22 protein-coding genes are annotated in these 16,761 nt (G+C 42.4%); 14 read left to right on the top strand and 8 right to left on the bottom strand.

The features are described 5' to 3' along the window. From bpsB to exnP, 6 genes are all read left to right on the top strand, one after another. Window positions 1–507 (top strand): alkylpyrone methyltransferase, encoded by a 507-nt coding sequence (bpsB, locus tag NSQ16_RS11005; RefSeq protein WP_004398552.1) that lies wholly within the window; start codon window positions 1–3, stop codon window positions 505–507. 70 nt (window positions 508–577) lie between these two features. Further along, window positions 578–667 (top strand): Fur-regulated basic protein FbpC, encoded by a 90-nt coding sequence (gene fbpC, locus NSQ16_RS11000; protein WP_100069434.1) that lies wholly within the window; start codon window positions 578–580, stop codon window positions 665–667. A gap of 175 nt (window positions 668–842) precedes the next feature. After that, window positions 843–4,424 (top strand): dynamin GTPase, encoded by a 3,582-nt coding sequence (dynA, locus tag NSQ16_RS10995; protein ID WP_327836984.1) that lies wholly within the window; start codon window positions 843–845, stop codon window positions 4,422–4,424. 64 nt (window positions 4,425–4,488) lie between these two features. Continuing rightward, a complete protein-coding gene (locus NSQ16_RS10990; protein WP_003230757.1) occupies window positions 4,489–4,746 on the top strand; it encodes a YpbS family protein in 258 nt (85 codons plus the stop codon). 74 nt (window positions 4,747–4,820) lie between these two features. Further along, window positions 4,821–4,967: a hypothetical protein gene (locus NSQ16_RS10985; RefSeq protein WP_003230761.1), complete on the top strand. Its 147-nt coding sequence runs from the start codon at window positions 4,821–4,823 to the stop codon at window positions 4,965–4,967. 100 nt (window positions 4,968–5,067) lie between these two features. After that, window positions 5,068–5,958: a 5'-3' exonuclease ExnP gene (gene exnP, locus NSQ16_RS10980; RefSeq protein ID WP_327836982.1), complete on the top strand. Its 891-nt coding sequence runs from the start codon at window positions 5,068–5,070 to the stop codon at window positions 5,956–5,958. Window positions 5,959–5,965: 7 nt separating this feature from the next. On the opposite strand, the gene sspL is transcribed toward exnP, so the two are convergent. The 3 genes from sspL to NSQ16_RS10965 are packed head-to-tail and all read right to left on the bottom strand — an operon-like array spanning window position 5,966 to window position 7,223. After that, complete coding sequence (sspL, locus tag NSQ16_RS10975; RefSeq protein ID WP_003218255.1) at window positions 5,966–6,094, bottom strand: small, acid-soluble spore protein L; 129 nt, start codon at window positions 6,092–6,094, stop codon at window positions 5,966–5,968. Between the two features lie 41 nt (window positions 6,095–6,135). Then, on the bottom strand, window positions 6,136–6,534 hold the full coding sequence (locus NSQ16_RS10970; protein ID WP_015251853.1) for a reverse transcriptase-like protein: 399 nt from the start codon (window positions 6,532–6,534) through the stop codon (window positions 6,136–6,138). Next, window positions 6,534–7,223 (bottom strand): queuosine precursor transporter, encoded by a 690-nt coding sequence (locus tag NSQ16_RS10965; protein WP_014477139.1) that lies wholly within the window; start codon window positions 7,221–7,223, stop codon window positions 6,534–6,536. The genes NSQ16_RS10970 and NSQ16_RS10965 overlap by 1 nt, the downstream gene beginning before the upstream one ends. 82 nt (window positions 7,224–7,305) lie before the next feature. Between NSQ16_RS10965 and NSQ16_RS10960 the strand changes: the two genes are divergently transcribed. Both NSQ16_RS10960 and NSQ16_RS10955 read left to right on the top strand, forming a co-directional pair. Further along, the gene (locus NSQ16_RS10960) at window positions 7,306–7,986 is read left to right on the top strand and encodes a ribonuclease H family protein (RefSeq protein ID WP_014477138.1); all 681 of its coding nucleotides are present in this window, start codon (window positions 7,306–7,308) and stop codon (window positions 7,984–7,986) included. Continuing rightward, on the top strand, window positions 7,979–8,161 hold the full coding sequence (locus NSQ16_RS10955) for a zinc-finger domain-containing protein (protein ID WP_004399003.1): 183 nt from the start codon (window positions 7,979–7,981) through the stop codon (window positions 8,159–8,161). Before NSQ16_RS10960 ends, NSQ16_RS10955 begins: the two co-directional genes overlap by 8 nt. 27 nt (window positions 8,162–8,188) lie before the next feature. On the opposite strand, the gene NSQ16_RS10950 is transcribed toward NSQ16_RS10955, so the two are convergent. Beyond that, on the bottom strand, window positions 8,189–8,458 hold the full coding sequence (locus tag NSQ16_RS10950) for a DUF2564 family protein (protein ID WP_144500732.1): 270 nt from the start codon (window positions 8,456–8,458) through the stop codon (window positions 8,189–8,191). A gap of 155 nt (window positions 8,459–8,613) precedes the next feature. On the opposite strand from NSQ16_RS10950, the gene degR reads away from it, so the two are divergent. Next, complete coding sequence (degR, locus tag NSQ16_RS10945) at window positions 8,614–8,796, top strand: transcriptional regulator DegR (RefSeq protein WP_003230774.1); 183 nt, start codon at window positions 8,614–8,616, stop codon at window positions 8,794–8,796. Between the two features lie 51 nt (window positions 8,797–8,847). On the opposite strand, the gene cspD is transcribed toward degR, so the two are convergent. The 4 genes from cspD to metA all read right to left on the bottom strand — a co-directional run bounded on the left by cspD (window position 8,848) and on the right by metA (window position 11,575). After that, window positions 8,848–9,048, bottom strand: a complete 201-nt coding sequence (gene cspD, locus NSQ16_RS10940) for a cold-shock protein CspD (protein ID WP_003230776.1) — start codon at window positions 9,046–9,048, stop codon at window positions 8,848–8,850. 15 nt (window positions 9,049–9,063) lie between these two features. Beyond that, window positions 9,064–9,210: a hypothetical protein gene (locus tag NSQ16_RS10935; protein WP_119123067.1), complete on the bottom strand. Its 147-nt coding sequence runs from the start codon at window positions 9,208–9,210 to the stop codon at window positions 9,064–9,066. Window positions 9,211–9,290: 80 nt separating this feature from the next. After that, a complete protein-coding gene (locus tag NSQ16_RS10930) occupies window positions 9,291–10,439 on the bottom strand; it encodes a diglucosyl diacylglycerol synthase (protein ID WP_003246153.1) in 1,149 nt (382 codons plus the stop codon). Between the two features lie 230 nt (window positions 10,440–10,669). Beyond that, complete coding sequence (gene metA / locus NSQ16_RS10925; protein WP_015714134.1) at window positions 10,670–11,575, bottom strand: homoserine O-succinyltransferase; 906 nt, start codon at window positions 11,573–11,575, stop codon at window positions 10,670–10,672. A gap of 342 nt (window positions 11,576–11,917) precedes the next feature. Here metA and NSQ16_RS10920 point away from each other — a divergent pair, with 342 nt between their 5' ends. From NSQ16_RS10920 to brxA, 5 genes are all read left to right on the top strand, one after another. Further along, entirely contained in the window at window positions 11,918–12,400 is a 483-nt protein-coding gene (locus tag NSQ16_RS10920; RefSeq protein ID WP_003230784.1) for a glutathione peroxidase, read from the top strand. Window positions 12,401–12,415: 15 nt separating this feature from the next. Further along, window positions 12,416–13,036, top strand: a complete 621-nt coding sequence (gene hdhQ, locus NSQ16_RS10915; RefSeq protein ID WP_327836978.1) for an Mn(2+)-dependent (deoxy)ribonucleoside pyrophosphohydrolase — start codon at window positions 12,416–12,418, stop codon at window positions 13,034–13,036. A gap of 59 nt (window positions 13,037–13,095) precedes the next feature. After that, window positions 13,096–14,229: a conserved virulence factor C family protein gene (locus NSQ16_RS10910; RefSeq protein WP_032722021.1), complete on the top strand. Its 1,134-nt coding sequence runs from the start codon at window positions 13,096–13,098 to the stop codon at window positions 14,227–14,229. 288 nt (window positions 14,230–14,517) lie between these two features. After that, a complete protein-coding gene (gene ilvD / locus NSQ16_RS10905) occupies window positions 14,518–16,194 on the top strand; it encodes a dihydroxy-acid dehydratase (RefSeq protein WP_327836975.1) in 1,677 nt (558 codons plus the stop codon). 106 nt (window positions 16,195–16,300) lie between these two features. Then, window positions 16,301–16,735 carry a bacilliredoxin BrxA gene (gene brxA / locus NSQ16_RS10900; RefSeq protein WP_074794583.1) on the top strand — a complete coding sequence of 145 codons (435 nt, stop codon included), beginning with the start codon at window positions 16,301–16,303 and terminating at the stop codon, window positions 16,733–16,735. Window positions 16,736–16,761 lie beyond the last annotated feature (26 nt).

Below are 16,761 nucleotides of genomic sequence, written 5' to 3'. Positions count from 1 at the left end.
ATGTTTTGGTTGTTGATCGCCATTCTCATTGTTCAAAGAGCAGCAGAAATGGCAGTGGCCAGGCAAAACGAACAAAAGGTAAAGAAGCAAGGAGCAATTGAATTTGGCGAGAGCCACTATCCGTATATCATTACGATGCATATCCTTTTTTTCCTGTCCTTAATTGCCGAGGTGCTGCTGATGAATAAACAGCCGTCCAGCTGGTGGCTCGGTATCGCTGCAGTGATTTTAAGCGTACAGATCGTACGGTATTGGGCGCTTTGTTCCTTAGGGGCATATTGGAATACGAAAATCCTTGTTGTTCCAGGTGTAGAGCTTGTAAAAAAAGGTCCATATAAATGGATGAAACATCCAAACTATGCCGTTGTTATACTCGAAATCTTGCTGATTCCGCTGCTTTATCAAGCATACGTCACCATGTGTCTGTTTTCCATTTTCAATGCCGTGTTGTTAAGCGTCAGAATTCGCGCAGAAGACAAAGCATTACAGGAATACAGCGTAAAATAGCGATTGAAAATCATTCTCAACCATGTTAAAATGAATTTGAAAAAGATTCTCAATCAGGATGGTGAAGCAAATGACAATGCTGTTTTTGCTTGGAGCGGTTTGTACATATAGTGTATTAATTGGTTTTGTATTAAAAGGAATCTCTAATAAATCTGTTTGATGAATCTGGAACTTGTAAAAGTTGCAGATTTTCTTTTATAGAAGCTGCCGTAATGGCGGCTTTTTTCTATTTCCCTAAAGAAATTTGGTTTATTCTTGTGTAAAATGAAAAGGGAATGAATTCAGATCTTTCGAAAAAGGTTCACAATTGAAACGGCACAAAGGGGTTCAGACTTATGACAGATCAAAACAGAAAAGAGCTTTTGCATAAAACTGGGGAACTTTATAAGCAATTTATTGAGAATCAAGATGAACAAAGGGCTGCTAAACTGGCTGCGGTCATGAAAAAAGCGGCTGATGAAGAGGTTTATATCGCGTTTACCGGGCATTATTCAGCGGGAAAATCGTCACTGCTGAACTGCCTGTTAATGGAGAATATTTTGCCGACAAGCCCGATTCCGACAAGCGCTAACCTTGTTGTGATCAGAAACGGGGAAAAGCGAGTTCGGCTTCATACAACAGACGGAGCGTGTGCTGAGCTGGAAGGAGCTTACCAGAAAGACAAGGTGCAGCAATATTGTAAAGACGGGGAACAGATTGAAAGCGTCGAAATTTTTGACAGGTATACTGAGATCGATTCCGGGGTTGCGTATATTGATACTCCAGGGATAGATTCAACAGATGATGCGCATTTTCTATCGGCTGCTTCTATTCTTCACCAAGCTGATGCGCTGTTTTACGTCGTTCACTATAATCACGTGCACTCTGAAGAAAATGTAAAGTTTCTCAGATCAATAAAAGAAAGCATTCCGAATGTGTATTTTATCGTCAATCAAATTGACCGCCATGATGAGACGGAGACGAAATTTGGAGACTATCAAGCGCAGGTAGAGGAGATGCTTTGCAATGAAGGGATTTCAAGGGAAGCGCTCTATTTTACATCAGTAACAGAACCGGATCACCCGTTCAATCAGATGGGGGCCCTGAGAGAAGAGTTAAGAAGAATAGAACAGCAATCAAAAAGCAATATGCAGGCTTTAACGGAACAAAAAGTCCGTAATCTGCTAAAGGAACATACGGAAATGCTGAAGAAAGACGAAACAGGCGCTCCGAGTTTCGCTGAACAGCTTAATATCCAAATTGGACTGGTCCAATCGCTGCGTGATCAATTGAATGAGGCCGAAAAACAAACGACTGAGGCAGAGAAGAGGATGCTGGAAGAAATCAATCGTATTTTAAAAAACGCAAACCTGACGCCTTTTGAAATGCGTGAATTGGCGGCTGCATTTTTAGAATCACAAGAGCCTTCTTTTAAAACCGGCTTTTTCTTTTCTAAAGCGAAAACTGCACAGGAAAGAGATAAAAGACGGAATGCTTTTTTCTCTGATGTGGCAAAACGAACAGAGGCCGAAGCGGATTGGCATATGATAGACACGCTTCATAAACTCGCCAAGGCATTTGATGTTTATACTGCTGAAAGTGAAAAGCTGATTCAGGCCTATCGCACACCGCTTGATATAAGCATCATTGAACGCGCGGTCAAGCATGGTGCAGCCTTTTCCTCTGAATATGTATTGCAATATACAAAAGACTTGGCAGAGCTCATCCGGAAAGAGGCGAAAAGAGAAGCCGCAGACATAATAAAGGTGCTCTCCGCTATGGTGAAAGAGCGTGTTTCCAAAGATGTGCAAACAATTAACGACCGGCTCGTCCAAGAATCAGAAAAACTTGTCTTTCTTCAAGAACAGGCACGTTTAGAGAATAATGCCCGAGAGAAAACCGATCGCCTGTGGGCCATTTGGGAAGAAGAGTCCGCATGCCCAATGCATATAGACACAGAATGGTTTAAATCGAAGAAAACAAGAGTGGCGGCTCCAGAGCAGAAACAAGGCCGAAGCCAGCTGACGGCGCAGCCGATGCCGAAATCAGAAATCAAAATGGAACAAGAAATGCCGCTTCAAGACCAAATCAAACGCTTTTACACTTTGTCTGACATTTTAGGCGAATGCAGCATGTTGTTAAAGCAAACTTCAGCGTTTCGTGAAAGGGTGAAAAGGCTTGAGGAACGGAAATTTACACTCGCTCTTTTTGGAGGCTTTAGCTCGGGGAAATCATCATTTGCCAATGCGCTTGTCGGCGAAAGAGTGCTGCCATCCTCACCAACGCCAACCACAGCGACAATTAACAAGATCACAAAGCCAATCAATGGCAACTTAAACAAAACAGCGGATGTAGTGTTTAAGACAGAGGATGACATAACGGCTGAAATTTTGCAGCTCACCGGAATACCAAAAGAACCGGCAGGCCGTTCCTTCACAGAGAAGTGGGAAAAGGCAGTCAAAAAAAACAGGCTGCAGGAAGAACAAGTGAAATTAATCAGCAATTTTCTGCTTGCATACGAGAAGTATCAGCAGTATATACAGGAACGGAAGAAATTAACGATTCCGCTCTCTGAATTAAAGCCGTATGTAGCAGAGGAAACAACGGCCTGTGCTGTGAAAGAGGTAACGGTCTACTATACATGCCCGCTCACTGAAAAAGGGATTACGATCGTTGATACACCCGGCGCGAGCAGCATGAATAAACGGCATACAGAACTGGCATTCCAATATATCAAAGATGCTGATGCATTTTTTTATATGACTTATTATCAGCACTCTTTTTCAAAAGGAGACCGTTCATTTTTGCGAAAGCTTGGACTTGTGAAAGAATCGCTCAGCATGGATAAAATGTTTTTTATTATTAATGCTGCAGACCTTGCAAAAGATAAAATAGAGCTCGAAACAGTGACCGATTATGTCAGCGCAGAGCTTGTAAAAGAAGGGGTTTATGAGCCGCAGCTCTTTACCGTATCAAGTAAGGAGGAACTGGTGGGAAAACCGGAGTCATTTTATAATCAGTTCTCGAAAGTAAGAAAACACTTAGACCGGTTTATCGAAGTGGATGTAAAAAAAGCGTCAGCAGCGCAGCTCAGTTCGGAGGCAGACAAACTATGCGAAACCGTTTTTCAGCTTCACCAATCCCAGCATCAGTCCCGAGAAGAGAAGGAAGCGCAGAAACAGCGCCTTATGCTGTCATTTGAGCGGACAGCGGCCGATATCGAGAAACGGCGGAACTCAAAAACCATCATTGAAAAAGTAAAAAAAGATACAAGAGAGCAGCTATATCACATTGCACAGCGATTATCATATTTTGCAAATGATTTATTAAAATCGGCATTTCATCCCGGGCTGCAAAACGGGGATTGGAAAAAGAACGTCAGTAAAGCGATGACAACAGCCTTACATGAATATCAATTTGAATATATTCAGGAAATCAAAACGCTTGATGTTCGCATGAGCGGTTTCATCGAACGGCATATCAATGAAGAATGGCTAGATCATTTTCAAAAAATATTAAACGAGGACGGTTATTTTTCCGTTTATGCGGGTGATCAGCATTCGAACGGCATACAGTTGAAGGAAGTTGAACCGGAAATAGAAGAACGTGCTTTTGAGCAGGAACTAAAAGAGGTCAAATCACCGAAGCAGTTTTTTGAGCAGAAAGGAAAAGCGGCCTTTATCGAAGCTGTACGGATGAAACTTACGAAAATCACAGAGGCATGGATAAAAAATGAAGAAGAAAGCCTGATCTCTCATTACACAGCTCACCTCAGACGCTTACAGGAAGATATGGGTGAAAAAGCAATCGCGCAAATAATGGATCAAAAAGAGACATATTTAAGAGGATATGCGGAAGGGGAACATGCGAAAGAGATTGAAATGGCGTACCAGGCGTGCATCTCCTGGAAAAATTCAGACAATACAATAAAAATGTAAAATTCAGTTGGCTTGTATTTCAAGTCATGATAGACTAAATAGAAAAAAGCGAGATGAACGATTAATGTCAGAGGTACATAAAGCAATTTCAGCACATTCATCAAAACAGCACGAGCATATCAAAGCATTTATGCGTCTTGAAAATATGCGTGAATTGGCGATTGAAGAAGCTGTTGCTAAATGCAGAAACGATGAACCTTATACTACAGATGCAATTAATGAAATTACCGAGCAAATGAATCAGCTCGCTAAAAAAGGCATCGTCCCGACAAGACGGCTTGTATCAAAAGAAATGGTCAGAGAATACGTAAGCCGCATGTAAGCTGGATGATCCTGTCGCGAGTGAACCTCCTGCCGGAAGCATATACTATATGCATCCGACGTAAGGGGGGATTCATGTTGGGCAGAACAAAGCTCGGAAACAGAAATGCACAGGCGAATAACAATGCCAAAAAGAAAAACGGATTTCAAACCCATTTTGACTCTTACGCAGGACGCGAAGCTGAAAAGCTGATCGCCAGCAACAAAAGACACAACGATTGATAAATATCCAAACAGTATCTCTAATTAAAGAGATACTGTTTTTTATTTTTGGGCTGCTTTATGATAAAATAGAAGGAATGAAAGAAAAGGGAGTTATTTGATGAATAATAATAAACTATTGCTGGTTGACGGCATGGCTCTTTTATTCCGGGCCTTTTTTGCCACGGCCGTACATCGCAACTTTATGATAAATGACAGCGGGGTGTTGACGAACGGCGTCAACGGCTTTTTAAAGCATTTGATTACAGCCGTGGAAACATTCCAGCCGACACACGTCGTCTGCTGCTGGGACATGGGGAGCAAAACGTACCGAAATGACTTGTTCCAAGATTATAAGGCCAACCGCAGCGCGCCGCCTGTGGAGCTGATTCCGCAGTTTGATTTGGCAAAGGAAGCAGCCGCAGAGCTTGGAATCATGAATATTGGCTTTGCCGGCTATGAAGCGGATGACTGTATCGGTACTCTTGCCGATTTATTTGCGAATGAAGCGGACATTACGGTCGTAACAGGGGACAGAGATTTACTTCAGCTGTTAACGGATAAAGTAAGCGTTGCTTTACTTCAAAAAGGAATCGGAAATTATAAAGTCTATACAAAAGAGACTTTTTATGAAGAAACAGGCGTAATGCCGAAGGCTTTGATTGATATTAAAGCGCTTATGGGAGATTCCAGTGATAACTATCCCGGAGTCAAAGGGATTGGAGAAAAAACAGCCTACAAACTGATTCGTGAATACGAAACGATTGACCGTTTATTGGAAAATCTTTCTCTTCTTCCAAAAGGACAGCAGGGAAAAATTCAGCAAGGTTTAAGTGATTTGGAGATGTCGAGGAAGCTGGCGGAAATTCATTGCTCAGTGCCGCTGGCCTGCACACTGAAAGACGCTTTATTTACTTTGCAAATGGAGCAGGCGGCTGACATGCTTCGCCGCCACCAAATCAAAGGAATTGAGCGTATGCTTGAAAAGCTGAACGCTAGAGAGATCGTTTAGATCTTCTCTAGCGTTTTGTATTGCTTTTTTTTGCTCTCTCCTCAAGCTCTGTTTTAGGGTCATTATGTGTATTGCCTTCCAGGTCGCCTTGCGGAGTAACACCGCCGGTCAGCCGGCCTTTATCTTTCTTTTTCATGTTAGTTCACCTCGCCATTAGGATGAACCAATGATCAAGATTTAATTCTTTTCATTCAGCCGAATCGCTTCTTTTGCCAGAAGATCGGCTTTTTGGTTTTGCTTGCCCGGTATCCATTTGATGAAAAAAAGAGGGAATGCCGCTTTTAATCGGATGATTTCTTCTACGAACGGTTGAAACGTTTTATTTTTAACCATTTCAAGCTCAGTGGCGCGTTCCACAATATCTGAATCGGTTCGAAAGGAAACCGATTGATACCCGCGCGTTGCACATAGCTTCATCCCTTCAATTAATGCAAGAAATTCCGCTTCCTGATTTGTATGCACTCCGATTGGAATAGAGAAGGATTCTGCTGTTCCCTCATGTTTGATAAAAATGCCGATACCGGAAGGTCCGGGATTACCAGCGCTTGCGCCGTCTACGTATATTTCTGTAGGCATTATGAACTCCTTTCATCTTTAGGTATCATTTTTTTGGCTGCATAAGCATAAGGCAATGAAATCAAAGATACCGCAAACTTAATCAAATATGTAGAAATAAAAATATGAAGCCACACGCCTGCCGGATAAATGCCGAGAAAGGCGACTGCAGTGAATATGAATGTATCAAACAGCTGACTGACTGCTGTACTGCCGCCGTTTCTGAGCCATAAAAGCCGATCAGAAGGAAATATCCTTCTAATTGCCGAATATACATAAACATCCAGCGTTTGGCTGAAGATAAAGGCAAGCAGACTTCCTAACGCAACTCGCGGAAGGAATCCGAAGATCGTTTCCAGCGCTGTTTGTGATATGTCGCTGGAAGCCGGTTCGAAAAGCAGCACGCCCTGCATGACAAATGTCAGCGTCAGGAGCGTTGAGAATCCGAGCCATACCGCTTTTCTGGCTTCAGCTGGTCCGTATTTTTCATTCAGCACATCTGTCGCAAAAAAGATTGTGCCATACATCACATTCCCAAGTGTCGCTGTTAAGCCAAACAGTTCGACTGTTTTGACGACTTGGAGGTTGGCGCAGACTGTCGCAAAACCGATCCAAACAAACAGCCCCATTTTGCCAAATCCTTTATAAAATAAAAGAACAATGATAAAATGAATGATCGCAAAAAAGATCCAAAACGAATTATTAAACAAGATGAAAAAGCTTCCTTTCCGGGGTAAGATTGGTTTGATTATAGCATAAGCCCGGCAACTAATGAATGGTAAGGTGATTGTAATGAAGCTCAGACCGCATTTGAAAATAGAAGCAAAAGGAACGGGATCCGTCTCATTTTTTAGCGAAGACTGGCTGACAGCACAGCAGGCACGTATGCTCGCCAGAGAACTTGGACGTTTTCCATACATGAAAGAGCTAGAGTTCGAAGACGAGAAAGGCGGCAGCTGGACGCTGAAGGAATTGGAAAAGCTGACAGAGGAGCTTGCTCAAGAGCCTGATGACATTACTGTTTATTTTGACGGCAGTTTCGATAAGGAGAGCGAATTGGCCGGTCTCGGGATCGTCATCTATTATTCACTGGGAGGAACCCGGCATCGCTTGAGAAAAAATAAAAGCTTCCGGCTGAAAACCAATAATGAAGCTGAATACGCAGCGCTTTATGAAGCAATAAGAGAAGTAAGAGAGCTTGGGGCAAGCAGAAATTCAATTACAATCAAAGGGGACTCGCTTGTTGTGCTGAATCAGCTTGACGGCAGCTGGCCTTGTTATGATCCATCTCATAATGAATGGCTGGACAAAATAGAAGCACTCCTTGAATCGCTGAAGCTTACTCCAACCTACGAAACAATACAACGAAAAGATAATCAGGAAGCTGACGGCCTCGCTAAAAAAATTCTATCCCATCAATTCGTAGAAAGCCACACGAAATTAGACCGTAACGGAGATGACGATATTGGATAAGAAAATGATCTTTAAAGAACTGACAGAACTGCACGATGAATATTGTAAGGACTGTTTTATTAAGAAGCAGTTTCGCAAAGAATTTGGCAAAACTTATGCGCATTCATTTTGTATCAATAAATGTACGGTTGGTGAAAAGCTGAAACAATACGGAGATGTCTTAACCAATCACTAAAAATAAAAACCGCAGAAGCTGCGGTTTTTATTCTTTGAATTCATCCAGCTGATGCTCGCTGTCATCTAGCAGCTGCTGTTGCTGCTTTACAAATTCAGGATCATCGAGAGCTGCCAGCTCTTCAGATTGTGACAGTTCTCTAGCATCCTCAATGGCTTGATATGAAGAGTCAACTAATGTTTTGCTTTGGCCTCTCGTCGCAGCTCCTGTTGTTTTCTGCGCTGTTTCCACCGCTAGTTCCAGCCGCCGCTTATCCGTAAAGCCAGTCTGATCCTCATTATGAAATTCTGAAGTCACAAAAAACACCTCCGCCATTATTTTGCAGAGTTTTTTTGAAATTTATGTACCAAAATAGAAAAGAAAATAAAAATAAGCCGATATAACTATTGAACCAGAATAAATAGGACTGTTTTACTATTTGAGGTATCTTGATAGAGAAGGGGAACGCAGCTATGGATGATAAAGACTTGAAGTTGATCCTTCACAAAACATTTATAGAAATATACAGTGATTTAGAAGAACTGGCGGATATCGCGAAAAAAGGAAAACCGTCAATGGAAAAGTATGTTGAAGAGATTGAACAGAGGTGTAAACAAAACATTTTGGCGATTGAAATCCAGATGAAAATCAAATAGGAGAGGCGAATGCCTCTCCTCTATTTGTCATCTCATCATCATGTATTGAGTTTAGAGTTTTACAACATTAGAAGCTTGAGGTCCACGATTACCTTCGACAATTTCAAAAGAAACTTCTTGTCCTTCTTCTAATGATTTGTATCCATCTCCTTCGATAGCTGTGAAGTGAACAAATACATCGTCTCCGCCTTCAACTTCAATGAAGCCGAATCCTTTTTCGTTGTTGAACCATTTTACTTTACCGTTTTGCATATTGCTTAATTCCTCCTAGTACTGTAGCACCCATGTGCTAAAAAAAATTTTGTCATCATCTAACTTCGATTCATTGTTAAATGATGGTTCAACTATACACCATCTGGGAGCACCCGTCAAGTTGCGAAACGGCTTATTTTTCAAAAGAAGGGCAAGTTCCACAAAAAAATGTAACCGCTTTTATTGATGGCTGAATATAAATAAAAAGAGCACACGATTTTCGTATGCTCTCAAGTTCGCCATTACGATAGCACTTTGGCTTTTTGTTTGGCAGTCATCATTTCTGATTCCTTCAGGATATCCTCTAAAATCACTTCAGAGGAGTTTGCTAAATGAAGGTCCTTAATGTTTTTCTTCATGCGATGCAAGGTATCTTCATCTGCAAGAAGGGAAGTGACTGATTCGAGAATCTCTTCATGACGGTTCACAACGATGGCAGCTCCGCGGTCTTCAAAGAAGTTTGCATTTTCTTTTTCCTGGCCAGGCACGGGTTTGTACAGAATGACAGGCACTCCAATGGCTGTGGCTTCTGTCAAAGTAATGCCGCCGGGCTTGGTAATCATGCAATCTGTGATCCGAAATAGCTCATCAATACGCTCCACATAGCCCAGAACTTTTAATTTGTCACCATTTTCCGCTTCAAGCGCACTCAAAGATTCTTTTAAAGCCGTATTTTTCCCGCACACGACAACTACTTGCACTTGGTCATCCTTGACAAGGTTTTCGCACAGCTCTTTTACGTTCTTTAATACACCGTGAGCACCTGCCATGATCAGAAGCACTTTTTTGTTTGGTGAAAGATTGTACTTTTTATATATCGGGCCAACCGGCATGGATTCTTCAAATTGCGGCCTGATTGGAATTCCTGTGATTTTTACGTTGCTTGGATGAGTGCCGATCTCCAGCAGTTTTTCCTTCACGTAATCTGTCGCCACATAATATTTATCCACGTTTTCGTGAACCCAAATTTTATGAAGACAAAAATCAGTCATAACGTTGAAGGTAGGAATGACTCTTCCAGTTCGGCGTCTGTATTCCGGCACGACGATCATCGGAAATGTATTAATAATAATATCGGGCTGATGTTCATCGACAAGTTCGCCCAATCTTTTATTACCCATTTTAAAGTAAATATTGAATTTACGTTTATTATAGATTTTGTCAACTCCGTAATAAAACAAACGATAAAACTGTTTCCCGATTGAGAAGCTTTTTAAATAAAGGTATTGAGTTACCTCTGAAACAATCGGATTTGACTCTTGGTACAAATTAGAAACTGTTACATGCTGAAAGCCGAGCCGTACACATTGTTCATAAAGTGTTTTGGCTACCTGCACATGTCCATTTCCGTAATTTGCAGTCAAAATTAATACTCTTTTATTGGTATTCAAGTAAATTCACCTCAATGTAATCAACAACAAGCAAGCTTCATGCATCGTAAGGAGTTATTGTCTATACATAAACATAACACAAATACATAATCGAATTATTAATGCAGTGAAAAAGTTAAGCTAATTTTAAATGATTTGGATTCCAGTATTTTAAATTTTTGTTATACGCAGACTGAATCAGATGTATTTTATCATATTTTTTGCTCAGCGTATCACTAAAAAAAGAAAAATTAGTCCCATTCATAAGGAGTTTCTTGGTAAACGTAATAATTCAGCCAATTCATAAACAATAATGTGGCATGCGCTTTCCAGCGATTCACTGGCTCGTTGCTGCCTTTTGCAAAATAATGTTTAGGCTCCTCGACAGTAGAAAGGTTTCGTTCCAAATCTCTTTCATACTCTTGCAGAAGCGTATTTGTATCATATTCAGGGTGCCCTGTCAAAAAGACTTGTTTTTCGTCTTTGGACACAATTAAGCACACCCCGGCTTCCTTTGATGCGGTAAGAATGTTTAACTCGGGCACTGCTTGAAGCTGTTCCATATTTATATCTGTATGCCGGGAATGCGGCACGTAGTATAGCTCGTCAAAACCTCTTACCAATCTTTCGTGTTTTGAAAGAACGGTATGTTCGAACACACCGAAGATTTTTTTCGGCATTTGAATTTTTTCCACACCGTAATGGTAGTACAAACCTGCTTGAGCACCCCAGCAAATATGCAAGGTTGAAGTGACATTTGTTTTGCTCCACTCCATGATTTCCTTGAGCTCTTCCCAATATGAAACCTCTTCAAACGCCAAATGCTCGATCGGCGCACCGGTGATAATCATGCCGTCAAACCTCTTGTGACGGATATTGGAAAAAGTCGTGTAAAATTCGTCAAGGTGTTCTCTCGCAGTATTTTTCGGCGTGTGTGTGCTTGGGATTAAAAATGTGAAATGAACCTGTAAAGGCGAATTTCCAAGCAATCTGAGAAGCTGAGTCTCTGTTTGGATTTTTTTCGGCATCAAATTTAATATAATAATTTTTTGCGGCCGGATATCCTGATGAAATGCTCTGCTTTCATCCATTACAAATATATGTTCACTTTCAAGCACCTGTTTTGCCGGCAGGTGTGTTGGTATATTAATAGGCAACGTGCCACCTCCATTATTTCCCCGTTTAATTTTCTTCATTATAGGAATTTTCACGCCAATTTTCAATCTATCTATACGTGTTGAGGGGGAAACAACAGAAAACTCTTTAAATAAAACGCACTGACACGCCTTTTGGTTTCACAGTAAAATGATTTTCAAAGATGTCAGAGGGAATTGTAATGTTTTATAGAATGATAAGATAAAAAACGAGCCATATGAATTGATAATGAACTGACGCTCATATCGTTAGGTTTCTTATGAGTTCTTAATTGATGTTTACATTTTGAATTGCGATTTAAAAAAGGTAAAATAATCAGCACCAGGGACATAGGAGGGACTTACATGTCTATTTATCATATGAAGGTACGTACAATCACAGGGAAAGACATGACACTTCAGCCTTTCGCGGGAAAGGTACTGATGATCGTGAATACAGCAAGTAAGTGCGGTTTTACTTCCCAATTGAAGCAGCTGCAGGAATTATATGATACATATCAGCAGGAGGGGCTGGAGATCTTAGGGTTCCCCTGCAATCAATTCATGAACCAAGAGCCTGGTGAAGAGGCTGACATACAGGAATTTTGTGAAACAAATTACGGTGTTACATTTCCTATGTTTTCAAAAGTGGATGTAAACGGGAAAAACGCCCACCCGCTGTTTGTGTATTTGACAGAACATGCGAAAGGGATGCTGGGAACTAAGGCGATCAAGTGGAATTTCACGAAATTTATAGTGGATAGAAATGGAGAAATCGTTGGCCGTTATTCACCAAATACAAATCCGAAAGAGCTGGAAGACGATATCGTGAAGCTATTAGAGCAATAAAAAGAGGGTGTTTTTGTGAAGGAATTGAAGCAGCAGGCAGAGCAAATCAGGGCATGGGTTCAATCTATCCTGACTGACGAAAGCTCTGGACATGACTGGCATCATGTATCAAGAGTAGCAGATCTTGCAGCGTATATTGGAGAAAAGGAAAAAGCGGATTTGTTCATTGTTGAAACGGCGGCTTTGGTTCATGATTTAATTGATGTGAAGCTGCCTGACACGGTCAGGCTTTCTGTGAGCGAAGTATATGATCAGCTCGTTTTTTTCGGAGTAGGAAAAGAGAATGCTGACAGGGTGATTCATATTATAACAAGGATGTCCTTTCGAGACAGGGAAAAGCTGGCGAAGGAGCCGCTCTCAATTGAGGGAAAAGCCGTACAGGATGCTGACAGAATTGATGCGATTGGTGCTGTCGGCATTGCGAGAGCTTTCATGTTTGCAGGCGCAAACGGGCATGGCCTTTATGGAGATGATCGAAGCGCCTACACTCATTTTTTTCATAAGCTGCTGCGGCTGAAAGATATGATGAATACAGACACTGCACGGGAACTGGCAGAAGAAAGACACAATTTTATGCTTCAGTTTGTCCGCCAATTAGAAAAAGAAATACCCGGGATTGATGCCGAAACGTCGTAATAGAAGGCTTGGAGCGACTATGATAGAATAAGTCACAGATATGCTATAGGAGGACGATCATGAAGATAAAATCAATTGAACCTACACCAAGCCCGAATACAATGAAAGTCATCTTAACGGAAGAGCTTCCGGCGGGCAAAAGCAATAACTATAAACCTGAGCAAGCAGAAGGCGCACCGCCTGTTATAGCGGAAATCCTTAAAATAGATGGAGTTAAAGGGGTATATCACGTCGCAGATTTTCTTGCTGTTGAACGGAATGCAAGATACGACTGGAAAGACATTTTACCGCAAGTCCGCACTGCATTTGGGATGGAAAGTGCTGAAAGCGGAGAAGAAAATCGTTCTGATCAAGAATCTTTTGGAGAGGTAAAAGTTTTTGTGCAGATGTTCAGCGGCATTCCTATGCAAGTTAAATTAACCGATGGAGAGCGGGAAGAACGCTTCGGCTTACCTGAACGCTTTCAGCAGGCGATCTTAAAACTTAGATCTGAAGCTTCCAATGTTGTGTTTGAGCGGGCTTGGAAAGAACAAGGTGTCAGATTCGGTGACTTTGATGAAATCGGCCATGATGTGACAGAAGAGCTTCAGGCGGCATACAGTGATGAACGGCTGAAACGACTGACTGAAGCAGCCGCTCAAGGAAAGGGCGAAGCAAAACAAGCTGTACAGCGCAAAGCGTATAAAGTAACGCTTGACATGCTGGATGATGAGGACTGGAAAAAGCGTTATGCACACTTGGAACAGATGGATCCGAAAGAAGAGGATATCCCGGTTTTACAGAAGGCATTGGATGATCCAAAGGTGTCCATCAGAAGACAGGCTGTTGTGTACTTAGGAATGATTGAAACACCTGATGTTCTTCCTCTATTGTATAAAGCACTTGAGGACAAAGCTGTATCAGTCAGAAGAACGGCCGGAGACTGCCTGTCTGATATCGGCGATCCTCAAGCCATTCCCGCTATGATCAAGTCGTTAAGCGACTCCAGCAAGCTTGTTCGCTGGCGTGCGGCCATGTTCCTGTACGAAGTCGGCGATGAAAGTGCAATTGAAGCTTTGCGCGCTGCCGAAGATGACCCTGAATTTGAGGTCAGCCTTCAAGTCAAAATGGCGCTTGAACGTATTGAGCATGGAGAAGAAGCAAAAGGTTCTGTTTGGAAACAAATGACGGAAAGCAGAAAAAAAGGCGAATAGAAATAAAAAAGGTGCAGATCATGCACCTTTTTTATGTGAATTCACTTTTTATAAAAATTATTTCGAATATTGTTGAAAAATATCCGAAAACTATTTATAGTAAGTAACAATATTAATAGTTGGAGGGTTCAAATCGAAAGAAAGCTATATAAATATAAAAACACGAAAGAACAAAACAAGGTGAGGGCGGCCTGTATTTATCTTATTTGCAAAAACAGCCCATAAATAAACTGAAAATTGTCAAAATAAAATCCAATCAAACAATTGAAAGAATTTAGGAGGATCACCATGGCAGAATTACGCAGTAATATGATCACACAAGGAATCGATAGAGCTCCGCACCGCAGTTTGCTTCGTGCAGCAGGAGTAAAAGAAGAGGATTTCGGCAAGCCGTTTATTGCGGTGTGTAATTCATACATTGATATCGTTCCCGGTCATGTTCACTTGCAGGAGTTTGGGAAAATCGTAAAAGAAGCAATCAGAGAAGCAGGGGGCGTGCCGTTTGAATTTAATACCATTGGGGTAGATGATGGCATCGCAATGGGGCATATCGGTATGAGATATTCGCTGCCAAGCCGTGAAATTATCGCAGACTCTGTGGAAACGGTTGTATCCGCACACTGGTTTGACGGAATGGTCTGTATTCCGAACTGCGACAAAATCACACCGGGAATGCTTATGGCGGCAATGCGCATCAACATTCCGACGATTTTTGTCAGCGGCGGACCGATGGCGGCAGGAAGAACAAGTGACGGGCGAAAAATCTCTCTTTCCTCAGTATTCGAAGGGGTAGGCGCCTACCAAGCAGGGAAAATCAACGAAAACGAGCTTCAAGAACTAGAGCAGTTCGGATGCCCAACGTGCGGGTCTTGCTCAGGCATGTTTACGGCGAACTCAATGAACTGTCTGTCAGAAGCACTTGGTCTTGCTTTGCCGGGTAATGGAACCATTCTGGCGACATCTCCGGAACGCAAAGAGTTTGTGAGAAAATCGGCTGTGCAATTAATGGAAACGATTCGCAAAGATATCAAACCGCGTGATATCGTTACAGTAAAAGCGATTGATAACGCGTTTGCACTCGATATGGCGCTCGGAGGTTCTACAAATACCGTTCTTCATACGCTTGCCCTTGCAAACGAAGCCGGCGTTGAATACTCTTTAGAACGCATTAACGAAGTCGCTGAGCGCGTGCCGCACTTGGCCAAGCTGGCTCCTGCATCGGATGTGTTTATTGAAGATCTTCATGAAGCGGGCGGCGTGTCAGCGGCTCTGAATGAGCTTTCCAAGAAAGAAGGAGCGCTTCATTTAGATGCGCTGACTGTTACAGGAAAAACTCTTGGAGAAACTATTGCCGGACATGAAGTAAAGGATTATGACGTCATTCATCCGCTGGATCAACCATTCACTGAAAAGGGCGGCCTTGCTGTTTTATTCGGTAATCTAGCTCCGGACGGCGCTATCATTAAAACAGGCGGCGTACAGAATGGGATTACAAGACACGAAGGGCCGGCTGTCGTATTCGATTCTCAGGACGAGGCGCTTGACGGCATTATCAACCGAAAAGTAAAAGAAGGCGACGTTGTCATCATCAGATACGAAGGGCCAAAAGGCGGACCTGGCATGCCGGAAATGCTGGCGCCAACATCCCAAATCGTTGGAATGGGACTCGGGCCAAAAGTGGCATTGATTACGGATGGACGTTTTTCCGGAGCCTCCCGTGGCCTCTCAATCGGCCACGTATCACCTGAGGCCGCTGAGGGCGGGCCGCTTGCCTTTGTTGAAAACGGAGACCATATTATCGTTGATATTGAAAAACGCATCTTGGATGTACAAGTGCCAGAAGAAGAGTGGGAAAAACGAAAAGCGAACTGGAAAGGTTTTGAACCGAAAGTGAAAACCGGCTACCTGGCACGTTATTCTAAACTTGTGACAAGTGCCAACACCGGCGGTATTATGAAAATCTAGATAGCTGGGGACACTTTCTTTTATTTTAAGGTGTGAACATTTGAAATCCGGCCCTCTCTATAGTATCCTTTACTTCAGATGAAGGATACTAGAGGGGGCTTTTTTTATGTCAATGGCTTATGAAGAATACATGCGCCAGCTTGTCGTACCGATGCGCCGCGAGCTGACTGGAGCAGGTTTTGAAGAGTTAACAACAGCGGAAGAAGTAGAAAACTTTATGGAAAAGGCAGAGGGCACAACTCTTGTAGTCGTTAACTCTGTATGCGGCTGCGCGGCAGGCCTTGCGCGTCCTGCGGCTACACAGGCAGTCCTCCAGAATGGCAAAACACCTGACAATACGGTGACTGTTTTTGCGGGCCAAGATAAAGAAGCTACTGCGAAAATGCGTGAGTATTTTACTGGCCAGGAGCCTTCTTCACCATCAATGGCTCTTTTGAAAGGCAAAGAAGTCGTACATTTTATTCCGCGTCATGAAATTGAAGGACACGATATGGAAGAAATCATGAAAAATCTGACTGCTGCCTTCGATGCGCACTGCTAAATGCCCGTTCTCCGGGCATTTTCTTT

This window comes from Bacillus sp. PS108 (assembly GCF_037963335.1).
GTDB classification, from domain to species: domain Bacteria; phylum Bacillota; class Bacilli; order Bacillales; family Bacillaceae; genus Bacillus; species Bacillus subtilis.
The sequence above is the reverse complement of the archived record's forward strand: the minus strand, read 5'-3'. Positions and strand labels throughout refer to the sequence as shown.